Origin of the sequence: Blautia marasmi (assembly GCF_900258535.1) — a bacterium.
Classification (GTDB): domain Bacteria; phylum Bacillota; class Clostridia; order Lachnospirales; family Lachnospiraceae; genus Blautia; species Blautia hominis.
This window is the reverse complement of record NZ_OIWX01000001.1, coordinates 5,544,696-5,556,864: the sequence shown is the minus strand read 5'-3', so window position 1 is coordinate 5,556,864 and position 12,169 is coordinate 5,544,696. Positions and strand designations below refer to the sequence as shown.

Annotated in this window: 12 protein-coding genes; 10 read left to right on the top strand and 2 right to left on the bottom strand. The window is 46.8% G+C overall.

Going from position 1 to position 12,169, the window contains the following annotated elements; genetic code table 11:
• Nucleotides 1-5: 5 nt before the first annotated feature.
• On the bottom strand, nucleotides 6-602 hold the full coding sequence (locus C6P39_RS24500) for a TetR/AcrR family transcriptional regulator (RefSeq protein ID WP_104805506.1): 597 nt from the start codon (nucleotides 600-602) through the stop codon (nucleotides 6-8).
• Nucleotides 603-757: 155 nt separating this feature from the next.
• Here C6P39_RS24500 and C6P39_RS24495 point away from each other — a divergent pair, with 155 nt between their 5' ends.
• The 5 genes from C6P39_RS24495 (at nucleotide 758) to C6P39_RS24470 (ending at nucleotide 6,326) form a co-directional block, all read left to right on the top strand.
• Nucleotides 758-1,528: an ATP-binding protein gene (locus tag C6P39_RS24495; RefSeq protein WP_095172891.1), complete on the top strand. Its 771-nt coding sequence runs from the start codon at nucleotides 758-760 to the stop codon at nucleotides 1,526-1,528.
• A 223-nt stretch (nucleotides 1,529-1,751) separates the two neighbouring features.
• Nucleotides 1,752-2,423 carry a response regulator transcription factor gene (locus C6P39_RS24490; RefSeq protein WP_095173251.1) on the top strand — a complete coding sequence of 224 codons (672 nt, stop codon included), beginning with the start codon at nucleotides 1,752-1,754 and terminating at the stop codon, nucleotides 2,421-2,423.
• Entirely contained in the window at nucleotides 2,420-3,442 is a 1,023-nt protein-coding gene (locus tag C6P39_RS24485; RefSeq protein ID WP_104805505.1) for a sensor histidine kinase, read from the top strand. Before C6P39_RS24490 ends, C6P39_RS24485 begins: the two co-directional genes overlap by 4 nt.
• 233 nt (nucleotides 3,443-3,675) lie before the next feature.
• On the top strand, nucleotides 3,676-4,431 hold the full coding sequence (locus C6P39_RS24475; RefSeq protein WP_095172894.1) for an ABC transporter ATP-binding protein: 756 nt from the start codon (nucleotides 3,676-3,678) through the stop codon (nucleotides 4,429-4,431).
• Nucleotides 4,428-6,326 carry an ABC transporter permease gene (locus tag C6P39_RS24470; RefSeq protein ID WP_095172895.1) on the top strand — a complete coding sequence of 633 codons (1,899 nt, stop codon included), beginning with the start codon at nucleotides 4,428-4,430 and terminating at the stop codon, nucleotides 6,324-6,326. The genes C6P39_RS24475 and C6P39_RS24470 overlap by 4 nt, the downstream gene beginning before the upstream one ends.
• A gap of 86 nt (nucleotides 6,327-6,412) precedes the next feature.
• Here C6P39_RS24470 and C6P39_RS24465 read toward each other — a convergent pair whose 3' ends face one another.
• Nucleotides 6,413-7,648, bottom strand: coding sequence for a uroporphyrinogen decarboxylase family protein (locus C6P39_RS24465; protein WP_158661685.1), 1,236 nt, complete (start codon nucleotides 7,646-7,648; stop codon nucleotides 6,413-6,415).
• Nucleotides 7,649-8,176: 528 nt separating this feature from the next.
• Between C6P39_RS24465 and C6P39_RS24455 the strand changes: the two genes are divergently transcribed.
• The 5 genes from C6P39_RS24455 (at nucleotide 8,177) to eutA (ending at nucleotide 12,135) form a co-directional block, all read left to right on the top strand.
• A complete protein-coding gene (locus C6P39_RS24455; protein ID WP_104805503.1) occupies nucleotides 8,177-8,644 on the top strand; it encodes an NADH-quinone oxidoreductase subunit NuoE family protein in 468 nt (155 codons plus the stop codon).
• An 82-nt stretch (nucleotides 8,645-8,726) separates the two neighbouring features.
• Nucleotides 8,727-9,869, top strand: coding sequence for a 1-propanol dehydrogenase PduQ (locus C6P39_RS24450; RefSeq protein ID WP_095172898.1), 1,143 nt, complete (start codon nucleotides 8,727-8,729; stop codon nucleotides 9,867-9,869).
• A gap of 28 nt (nucleotides 9,870-9,897) precedes the next feature.
• A complete protein-coding gene (locus tag C6P39_RS24445; protein ID WP_171285709.1) occupies nucleotides 9,898-10,248 on the top strand; it encodes a BMC domain-containing protein in 351 nt (116 codons plus the stop codon).
• Between the two features lie 16 nt (nucleotides 10,249-10,264).
• On the top strand, nucleotides 10,265-10,708 hold the full coding sequence (locus C6P39_RS24440; protein WP_104805502.1) for a EutP/PduV family microcompartment system protein: 444 nt from the start codon (nucleotides 10,265-10,267) through the stop codon (nucleotides 10,706-10,708).
• Complete coding sequence (gene eutA, locus C6P39_RS24435; RefSeq protein ID WP_104805501.1) at nucleotides 10,705-12,135, top strand: ethanolamine ammonia-lyase reactivating factor EutA; 1,431 nt, start codon at nucleotides 10,705-10,707, stop codon at nucleotides 12,133-12,135. Before C6P39_RS24440 ends, eutA begins: the two co-directional genes overlap by 4 nt.
• Nucleotides 12,136-12,169: the final 34 nt, after the last annotated feature.

Below are 12,169 nucleotides of genomic sequence, written 5' to 3'. Positions count from 1 at the left end.
GTGAGTCACTGCGTTTCATCCCTTCCATCATGAATAAGAAAACTTTCCAATCCGGCTTTGATAAAGGAATCTATGGTATTTTGTATCTTTCGCCAATCGCCGCACCGGTTGCGGATGGTCAGTTTATTGATGGTGAGACAACCGTTCATCTGAAAATAAAAGACAGCTTCCGCCTGTTCAAAAGTAAGCAGGCTGTGTGACATCAGCCAGGTCACATAGCCTTCTTTATAAACATTAGCTATCTTCTCAATGATTTTGGAGGAAATGATATCATCCAGAAAAAGCACCTGGTATCTGGGGGTGTTGTGGACCTTATGGCAAAAAGGAAATGTGCAGTTGGAAGCAGCACGCCCGGGGCACATGAGATGTTCCTCCACGCTCTTGGTATCCTCCAGCATTTCCGTCAGAATGTCGTCCAGCACATCATCCATATCATAATAGTGCAGGTAAAAAGTACCTCTGTTAATCTCTGCCAGTTTGCAGATTTCCGTGACCGTGATCTTAGGATAAGCTTTTTTCTCCAGCAGTTTCAGAAAGGTATCCTTGATGACCTGCCGGGTGTATTTTGTGCGCCGGTCTTCTTTTCGTTCTTTGGTTTCCATGAGTGCCTCCGTTGTTATCAGATATCAACAATTTTCCAGATCTGTTGATAATATGAACAGATTCCTATTATTGATGATTGTAATTTTCATAATTACAATTATAATCAATTATAGAAAGAAATCAACAGGTTGTTCAGAAATTTGGAGGAAAATATATGGGACATGTAATAGCAGTAGCCGGAAAAGGCGGCGTAGGTAAGACAACTTTGTGTGGTCTGCTGATACAGTATTTGTGTGAGAGCGGCAAGAAACCGGTTTTGGCAGTGGATGCAGACGCAAATTCAAATTTAAATGAAGTTCTCGGAGTTGAGACAGAGATCACTTTAGGGGAACTGCGGGAGGAAATAGAGCGCGCGGGAGTTGACAGCCGGTATCAGATCCCAGCAGGTGTGACCAAACAGGACTATCTGGAAATGAGACTGGCCGATGCGATCACAGAGGAAGATGATTATGATCTAATGGTAATGGGACGCAGCCAGGGACAGGGGTGTTACTGTTTTGTAAACGGACTGGTCCAGACACAGCTTCAGAGACTCCAGAGTCATTATCCCTATATTGTTGTGGACAATGAGGCAGGGATGGAGCATATCAGCCGCGGCATCCTTCCCACCATGCAGACTGCAGTTCTGGTAAGCGACTGTTCCAGACGAGGGGTACAGGCAGCGGGAAGGATCGCACGTCTGATCGAGGAACTGAATTTAAAACCTCAGAAAATGGGGCTGATCGTAAATCGGGCGCCGGAAGGCACACTGGACGCAGGAACCATGGAAGAGATTGAAAAGCAGAACTTAAACCTTCTGGGTGTAGTTCCCCATGATGATATGGTTTACCAATTTGACTGTGACGGCAAGCCTACGGTACAGCTTCCCGGGGACTCACCGGTGCGGGCAGCGCTGAAAGAAATTGTGGAAAAATTAGGGCTGTAAAGATTATTAACGGGTTACAGGGATTTGTCCTGTGATCCGTTTTTTTGTTATACAGGAAAGTCTTGTGAACATTTCGGGGTAACAAAAATGACGGGCCGGCTGGAGTTGTACGGTGCATTAAAAGTTGAATCTAACATTTTTGCAAGATACCTGGAAACACTGGGAGGAAGAGAAAAAATAAGTTATAATTATGACAGAAAACAGTGAGAAGGAGCAGAGCAATATGAAGATCATGATAGTGGAAGATGACTTATCCCTGGCCAGAGAAATTTGCCTTCTCTGCAGAAAGTGGGAGTTTGATACAGAATATATCAGAGCTTTTGAACATGTGGAGGAAGAGTTTATGCGCATCAAGCCGGATTTTATCCTCCTTGATATCAATCTGCCTTATCACGACGGATTTTACTGGTGTGAAAAGATCAGAACTATTTCCAATGTGCCGGTCCTGTTTCTCTCCAGCCGGGAGATGAATGCCGATAAAATCATGGCCATGGCATCCGGCGGAGATGATTATATGGAAAAACCCTTTGATCCGGAACTGCTGCTTGTCAAGATCCGTTCCATGATAAGACGTGCCTATGAATACCGGAAAAATGACAGGGAGTATCTGGCTGACGGAGGGTACTATGACAGCGGGGAAGGGGTCTTTACCTATGAAGATCGATCCGTGGAGCTGACAAAGTCTGAAAATAAGATCATGTGTGCCCTGATGGAGTGCAGGGGAAAAGTAGTGGAACGTGAAAAACTGATGCAGCATCTCTGGAACACGGATGAGTTTGTCACAGATGCGTCTCTGACCGTTCTGGTCTCACGGCTTAGAAGTAAGCTTCGGGATATATCAGGCGGAAAGGAGATCATTGGTACCAAAAAAGGAAGGGGATATTATATATTATGAAAACGTATCTGGAGGACAGAATCCCTGCCATACTGCTTTTTTTCGTGGCGTTTTTGTTTGTCAATCTGTATTTCGGTGTTATCTGTGCCACCAGGGTAAACATAAGTGATCTGCTTTATCTGGATGTTATAGGGACAGTGCTTGCTGTGACCGTTTTTCTGGCTGACTACAGAAAATACAGAAGGTTATGCAGAACGCTTGCCTGTGAGCAGGATATACCGAAAGAAGAGATAAAAAAGCTGTTGGGGCACCAGCCTTATGAGATATGGTGCCGGAGAAAGGAAGCAGATGAGGAAAAGATACAAAGTCTCTATAATGAAATACTGGAACTGAGTGATTACATTACCCTTTGGGCACATGAAGTAAAGCTGCCCCTCTCTGCCCTGCGGCTGATGAATGAGAGAAATCAGGACAGGGTTTTGCAGGAGGAAATGCGGGATTCCCTGGAGCGGATACAGCAGTATCTCAACACCATGCTGATGAGCAGTAAGCTGAAAAAGCCGGAGAATGACATAAAGCTTGAAAAAGTCAGTCTCAAAGAAGCCGCTGCGGAGGCTGTAAAAAATCATTCTTACTTTCTGATACGCCATAATTTTGCCATAGAGATGCATCTAAAGGATATTGCTGTCTACACCGACCGCAGATGGCTGGTGTATATGCTGGACCAGATGATCGGCAACGCGGTCAAATACCGGGGAGAAACGCCTGCGCTCACCTTCGGCGCTGAGACTGCTTCGCCGGGATGTACGGATTTCTGGATCCAGGATAATGGCTGCGGCATATCCGGTGAGGAACTTCCCTATATTTTTGACAAAGGCTTTATTGGAAGCAGCCAGAGGAATGGCAGCTACCGCTCCACAGGGATGGGACTGTACTTTGTAAAACAGACAGCAGACAGGCTGGGGATAGGGATCAGGGCATCTTCATGGGAAAACAATACCAGGTTCACTTTTACCTTTCAGAATGATGCGGAGCATTTTTTCCTGGAAGAAGCAGAGCAAACCTTGCAGAAATGTTAGAAACAGAGGAAAGGTGTTAGACAGATGCAAGGATTTCCCGCTCCTGTTTTGCTACAATCAGAATGTAAAGAAAAACGTAACGATTCAGTAGGTCTGCGCATTCCCTGCGCTGACCGTAAGAAAGTGTACCACGGCCAAGTAAAAATCCCATCGCCAAAGGCGGTTTTACATGGATTTTTGCCTGCAACTGTGAGGGTACTGAACCGTTACAGAAAAGCAAAGGAGCTGAGGAAATGAAAAAAATAGTAGAAATAAAAAATTTAACAAAGACTTATGGCCGCAAAGGGTATGAATCAATCGTGCTGAAAGATGTGACCATGGATATCTACGAACATGATTTTATTGCGATCATGGGACCAAGTGGTGCCGGAAAATCCACCCTATTGAATCTGCTGTCAACTCTGGACAAACCTTCCAGAGGACAGATCATCCTGGACGGGGCCGATGTGACAAGGGTTGGAAACCGGCAGCTCTCTGAGATCCGCAGGGATAAGATTGGATTTATTTTTCAGGAGTATAATCTTCTGGACAACATGACACTGCAGGACAACATCGCACTTCCGCTGTCTCTGAATGGGAAAAAGAGCAAAGATATTCTGGAGAAAGTGGACAGAATGGCAGATATGTTCGGCCTGTCCGCCCATCTGAACAAATACCCATACCAGCTCTCCGGGGGCCAGAAACAGCGCGGTGCCAGTGCCAGGGCATTGATCACAGAGCCGCGGATACTCTTTGCCGATGAGCCTACAGGAGCGCTGGATTCCCATTCCAGCCGGGATCTGCTCTCCAGCCTGAAAGCTGCCAATGACTCAGGGAAAGCCACGATTCTTATGGTAACACATGATGCCTACACAGCCAGCTACGCAAAACAGGTATATTTTCTAAGTGACGGGCAGATTCAGTGCAGGCTGAACAACAAGGAGGACAGAAAGCTTTTCTATGATGAGATTCTGAAACTTCTGGCGTCTATGGGAGGTGAGAGGGAATGAGTCTGATTCGGCTGACTGTGTCAAATTTTAAACGGAATCTCAGAAATTACCTTTCTCTGGTCCTGGCGCTGGCATTCTCTGTGTTTGTGTTTTTTAACTTCCAGTGTGTCCTATATTCAGATTCCATGACGGTACTGAACACCTATAATAAAGAGTATATAGACTTGATCGTGAGAGCATTATCCGTGATATTCGGTGTGTTTTTATTTTTCTTTATCTGGTATGCTACCAATGTATTTTTGAATCAGCGGAAAAAAGAGATCGGCATTTATATATTCATGGGGCTGGACAACAAGAGGATCGGAAAAATGTATGCTCTGGAGGCTTTATTCTCCGGACTGTTTTCCCTGGCAGCGGGACTGGGAGCCGGTGTTGTATTTTCAAAGTTCTTCCAGATGATGCTGCTGCGCATTTCAGATATCAGCGTGGATATTAAATTCTCTTTTTCTCTGAAGCCTGTGCTTGTGACGTCCGGCGTCTTCATGGCAATTTATGGTCTTATGGTCTTGAAAGGATATGTATCCCTTGTAAGAAGCAGTGTATTGGATATGCTTTCGGGTGCGAAACAAAAGGAGATGAAGCCGGAACCGGTTGTTCTGACAGCTTTTAAGATCATTCTGGGTGTGGGTGTTTTGGGGGCAGGGTATTACTGCGCGGTTAAGACTGGTGATATTGACAGTCTCGGCTATGCCCTGGCTGCGGTTATCCTGGTCATTGCCGGCACCTATTTCTTGTACGGAGGCCTGATCCCCTGGCTGGTCAGAAGACTTACAAAAAACAAGCAGTATCTCTATCAAAAGCAGAGAAATCTGTGGATGAACAACCTGGCTTTCCGTCTGAAGCGAAATTACAGAACCTATGCCATCGTGACAGTGCTTATGATCTGTTCTGTGACAGTCCTGGGAAGTTCTATGGCTCTGAAACAGAGGTATGAAAGGTCGGAACATTTCAGGACCACGTACACCTGCCAGATCGTAGCTGCAAAAGAGGCGGACGTGGATGAGATACAGAAAGGGATAGAGGAGGAGAATCAGGTAAAGTACAGAAGCAGTATCCCCATTCTGGCTCTTGACCCGGAAAAACTCCATTCAAAATATGTGAGTGCCAATTACGGCATCACTTCAGAATCTGCCTTAAAAAAAGCTGCCGAGGAATCCGGCCTTTCCTATGAATATGCAAAGCTGAAAGACGATGAATGTATTCACCTGACCCATATTATGCTCATGAGCTTCATGCCGGAAGAAAATGAAACGGTAACCATCGGTGACCGGGAGTTCAGACAAATCGCGGAGAGTGATGTTCCATATCTGGGAGATCTGCAGAATGGTCTGAGTGTCTATGTGGTGAGCGATGCCCAATATGAAAATCTGAAGCACCTGGGAGAAGTCATGTATATATACAGCTTTAAATTCCAGGATCCTGACAATCTGGAAGCTTCGGTGCCCTATCTTAAATCTCTGGCAAAGACGGACAAAGAGAGATTTGTAGGTGTCAATCTGATCCGCACAGAAGACAAGGAAGGGGCCTGGGTGCGTGTTATGTACTCCCTCTGTGTATTCATGTTCGCGACGTTTATCCTGGCCTGCGGAAGTATTATCTTTATCAAACTGAACAATGAGGCGGCGGAAGATGCGGAGCGCTACAAAGTGCTGCAGAAAATAGGGATCCAGCGGGGAACCCTTTATAAATCCATGAAAAATGAGATTCGTTTCACTTACTACTGTCCCTTTGTCCTTATGGTATTGACTTCTTATTTTGCCATCCATGCGGTGGGTACTGTAATGAAAGAGGATCTGTTTAGGATCAATGTATACAGCGCAGCCGCTATCTTGCTTATATTCAGTATCATTTATTTTATATCCGTCCATGCATTCAGGAAAAAAGTGTTGGATTAAAAACAGGAAGAAAAAGATGCGGCGCCCCATTAGTTAAAAATGGGGTGCCGCATTTTGGCATGAAGAGCCAAAAACAGGAAGATGTTTTAGTATTTTCCATACCGGTCAACCGCTTCTAAGAGGGCTTCCATATTCTCTTCAGGACAGTCCTCCAGGGAGTAGCCGGTTGTGAATAAGTAGCCGCCGCCGGGGGCCATGATCTCCAGATGCTTTTTCACTTCTTCTCTGATACGTTCCGGTGTGCCGTACCTTACCGTATATACCGGGAAGCCGCCCATAAGACAGGCTGTATCCCCCAGTTCTTTTTTTGCCAATCTTAAATCTACGTTCTCAAAATGGTATACCACCTTGTCCTTCGGCACCTCTTTCAGGTATGTCAGCCTTGTATTATAAGCGCCTTCTGTATAGACTACAGGTGTGATATTGTGGTCGATCAGCGCAAGGATCCATTTCTGCAGGTAAGGCCAGTACAGTTCTTTGTAATCCGTCTCACTGATAAAATTGTCAAATCCTTTGTGTAGCATGACCCATGCGTATCTGCTGCCGGTTGCCTGACAGAATCCAAGGCTTTGCTTTATATGCAGATCTGCAAAAATATCAAGTGCATGTTTTACATTGTCCCGTTCTTCGATCAAATCCGGCATCATGCCAAAAGTTCCCCTCAAGGTATCGCCAAGCATATCAAAAGCCGTGGCAGAACCTCCGCCCATGATGGAATAGTAGCCAAGTCCCCTGAGCTTTTTGTCATACGTTCCAATAACCGCATTCATTTTCTGCGCCTCTTCAGCGGCGGCTAAAAGACGCTTATAAACATGGACAGCCTGGGGAGATGTGAGCATCTGCTGGGCGCCTCCCACGATCAGATCATAATAATCCAGGTCAGCCAGCGGTTCAAAGATCTCCATGGTACGGGGCAGGTGCTTTGTCAGCCAGAATCCTGCCGGGTCCCTGAAAAATTCATCGTATTCCCCGTCCTTTAAGGTGGGGAATTCTATAAATTGATAGGTGTTGTTTTCGTCCAGGCCTTTGGGGTCGCCGGGCCAGCGGGCATTTTTCATACCCAGATTTTCCAGGACCTTTGCGGCAGGGGTGAAATTGCTGATGCTCCCGGTATCTGTGTAAGCGTATTTTTCATAGAAGGCCAGCATGGCACGGCAGGCCTTTTCATGGTCAACCATACTCTCGGCCATTGTGATCCCCGCCTTGTGAAGAGGGTAGGTGCCCACTAAAAGCGTGTTTGGCACCTTATCCGGTTCCCGGTTTGAGACGGCTGTTTCTACACGTTTTTTTCTTTCTTCATAAAGTTTTTCATGATCTGTCATTCGTATTTCCTCCTTTCCCATGAGGAGCAGACATTATTATTTATATGAAGAGTATACCATTGTACTTGGCAGGCTTCTACAGCCGGGATACACAAGTCTTGACTTTTTCCGGACGGTTTTTTTGTATGGAACGTACAGAGGTCAAGAGTGTATTGGAATGAATTTTCAAACACACTCTAATACAGCATTGCGTAGATAGCGAGTGCTATATCACAGGAATTTACGCAACGTTGTACTAGTACAGTGTTGTGCAAATACCAGTGAATTCAGCACCCGCTATCTACGCCAGGAGCACGCCTGCAAAGCTAGTCGTAGCGCCCACTACGCCGTCGCTTTGCAGACGCACACCTGACGCAGATATCAGGCACTGACTTCACAGGAATTTACGCAACGCTGTACTAGCTTCATGTTCCGGACAGAAAACACCTTTTGGGCAGCAGTTGTGTATAGCAGCGGGAAATCTGCAAAAAATGTTAACAGAACCGTATCAAACAGTGGCAGTGATCAAAAAAAGGAACGGAGAGTTTCATGGACAGAGAAGAAAATATAAATGAAATTTTAGCTTATTACAGCAGCAGAAAAGACAAAAAAGAGCAGGAAATGATAGTGGCAATGCTAAGGGAACTGCAGGAAATCTGTGGCGGGATCAGCCCGGCACTCCAGGAGAGGGCAGCATCTGCGGCAGGTGTGAAGAGATCGGTGGTGCAGTATCTGGTGCGGATGTACTCTGGCTTAAAAGAAACACCCTATGAGCACACCGTCACGGTCTGTACAGGGAAAAGATGCAGAGACAAGGGCGGGGCAGCCGTTTTACAGGCTGTGAGGAACGAGCTGGGAATTAAAAAAGAAGGGATATCCGCGGACGGGAATGTATATCTGAATGTACGCGGCTGCCTGAGAAACTGTGGAAAATCCCCTAATCTTCTCATTGACGGGAAGATGTTTTCCGGTGTCAAACCGGACCAGATAGGCGAAATTTTCAAAAAATGTTTTTGAATCTCATGTGCTTTTTGCATAATCCGAGCAGATTTCACAAAAGATAGCTAAATAAGGAATGAAATTGAAAGGACGAAAGATTATGGAAGAGTTCGGGATAAAAACATCCATACATTTTGGCAAAAATGCATTGGAATATTTAAAGAAACTGCAGGGTGCCGGGATATTCATTGTCACTGACCCTTTTATGGTGGAGTCAGGGCTTGTGGAGAATATCACCAGGTACCTGAAAGCAGGCAGTTATACCATCTTCAGCAATGTGGTTCCCGACCCGCCCCTTGAACTGGTGATCGAAGGTGTCAAAGAAGTGATAAAGCAAAAGCCTGACACCTTGATCGCCCTGGGCGGAGGGTCTGCCATTGATGAGGCAAAGGCTATCATGCATTTTTCCAGGCAGATCGGGAATCTGCCGGATATGGAGTTTATTGCAGTTCCAACCACCAGCGGAACCGGTTCGGAGGTCACATCCTTTGCCGTGATCACAGACCGGGAGAAGGGGATCAAATATCCTTTGGTAGATTCATCACTATTGCCGGACACAGCCATTCTGGATGCCAGTCTTGTGAAAAGTGTTCCGAAATCCGTGGTGGCGGACACCGGTATGGATGTGCTGACCCATGCGCTGGAGGCTTACGTCTCCACAAAGGCCAACGCGTTTACCGATGCGCTGGCGGAGAAGGCGGCGGTGACGGTTCTGCGGTATCTGGTTCGCTCTTATACGAATCCGGAGGACGCAAGGGCAAGGGAGGAGATGCATAATGCCTCCTGTATGGCAGGGCTGGCTTTTGACAAAACATCTTTGGGAGTGAACCATGCCATTGCCCATAACATCGGAGGCAAATTTAAGGTGCCTCACGGCAGGACAAATGCCGTCCTACTTCCCTATGTGGTGGAATTCAATGCGGATATGACAGAGTTCAATCCCAGGGAATACACTCCGGCAGCCGAAAAGTATGCGGCGATCGCCCAACTGGCAGGTTTCGGAGGCGGCAATGTGCGGGCCGGGGTAAAGAATCTCATTCGTGAGATCAGGAAAATGCAGGAACAGTTGAAAATGCCTGCAGGACTGAAAGACTGCGGTGTTTTACCTGAGGAGTACCAGAAGCAGAAAGATGCTGTAGCACAGGGGGCTTTGTCAGATGCCTGTATCCGGACAAATCCCAGAAAGGTTTCCCGGGAAGATATCTTGGAGATTTTAAAACGGGCATATCAGGGAATGCGCTGATACAGCCGGAGTAAGGAGTGCTGCGGATATGGAAGTGAAAGAAAAACAGAGGATCATACAGGAATTTGTTCCGGGAAAACAGATAACCCTGGCCCACGTCATAGCCGGTCCTGACCCGGCCATCTATGTGAAGCTGGGGCTGGAACCGGAACAGATGGACGCCATCGGAATCCTGACCATCACACCCAGTGAGGGGGCGATCATTGCTGCGGATATAGCCACAAAAGCCTCAGATATCACACTGGGCTTTATTGACCGGTTCAGCGGGGCACTGGTGTTCACCGGAGATATCAGTTCTGTGGAGGCAGCAGTGAAGGAAATTCTGGAAACCATGGAAGAACAGCTTGGATTTGCAAAGGCCCCAGTGACCAGAACGTGAGAAGAGGAGCAAGGCAGTGAAAAAAGTCATTTTTATGGGGCAGAGCGGCTGTGGCAAGACGACGCTGTGTCAGAAGCTGAACGAGGAAGAGATCCGATATAAAAAGACACAGGCTGTGGAACAGTATGGAGAATCCATAGATACCCCGGGAGAATATCTGGAGAACCGTCACTTTTACAATGCTCTAATCATGACTGCGGTAGATGCGGGTATCATCGCCTTGGTAGCTGACCCCACATCAGAATACCGGGCGATCCCTCCCGGATTTGCGGGTATTTTTGGGAAAAAAGTGATTGGAGTTGTCACAAAAATAAAGCAGGCGGGTGGGGAACAGATCAAGAAAGCGGAAAGACAGTTAAAGGAGGCAGGGGTAAGCCGGATCTTTTTGGTGGACACACCGGACGGCACAGGGATTGGAGAACTGTCAGAATTTCTGAACCGGGAAAGGGGAGCAAAATGAAAGAAGAACTATTAAGTGTGGGTATTGACTTGGGCACCAGCACCACGCAGCTTATTTTTTCCAGGCTGACAGTGGAGAATATGGCAACCAGTTATACGGTTCCCCGGATGGTGATAACAAAGAAAGAGATTCAGTACAAAAGTGATATTTATTTTACACCGCTGCTTGACCAAACCAGAATAGATTTTGGCAAAGTCCGGGAGATCGTAGAGAGAGAATATGAGAAAGCAGGCGTAAGAAAAGAGGAGATTGACACCGGGGCTGTGATCATCACAGGAGAGACAGCCCGAAAAGAAAATGCCAGTGAGGTGATCCACGCGCTCAGTGGATTTGCCGGTGATTTTGTGGTTGCCACGGCAGGACCGGATTTGGAGAGTGTTATTTCCGGAAAAGGCGCGGGTACTGATCTCTATTCAAAGGAGCACCACCTGACAGCAGTAAATATAGATATCGGCGGCGGAACCAGCAACCTGGCGGTATTTAAACGGGGAGATACAGTAGATACCGGCTGTCTGGATATTGGAGGCAGGCTGGTTAAGATTGACAAAGATACCGGACGGATCACATATATCGCACCTAAAATACAGAAGATCATTGATGCAGAAGGATGGGAATTGAGAATCGGGACCATTGCCAGCGAAAATCTTCTGAAACCGCTTTTAATACAGATGACAGAGATACTGGAACAGAGTGTGGGGCTGCGCAGAGACAATCCTTACTATGAAATGATGATCACGAACCAGGGGATTGATCTGTCGGGAGAGACTGTGTGTATCAGTTTTTCCGGCGGGGTAGCGGATGCGGTCTATCATCCGGAAAAATTCAGGGAACCTTTTATGTTCGGCGATATAGGTGTGCTTTTGGGGCGGGCTATCCGGGAGTCAAAATTATTTCAGGATCTGCAGGTCATTGAGAGCGCGGAGACCATCCGTGCCACTGTGGTAGGGGCCGGAAGCCATACAACTGACATAAGCGGCAGTACGATCACTTACACAAAGGAGCTGTTTCCGGTGAAGAACCTTCCCGTTTTGAAACTGAGCGAGGAGGAGAGCAGTCCAAAAGCCATGGGAAATGCCATCAGAAAAAAGCTGGAGTGGTTTATGGTGGAGGGCAGAATACAACAGGCAGCCATTGCATTTACGGGTGAAAACAATCCCAGTTTTTCCCGGATACAGGAATATGCAAAGGCTCTTCTGGAAGGCATGGAACCTCTTTTACATGCCAATCTGCCTCTGATCGTAGTTGTGGAAAATGATATGGCAAAGGTCCTGGGGCAGACCATGTATCACCTTCTGGAATGGAAGAAGGAAGTCATTTGTCTGGACGGCATCCATCTGGCGGAGGGAGAGTATATTGACATTGGCAGACCCATTGCGGAGGGAAGCGTACTCCCTGTGGTGGTCAAGACATTGGTATTTCATAAATGATAGAAAGTATGCTCCGCGCACTTTCAATCGTCAT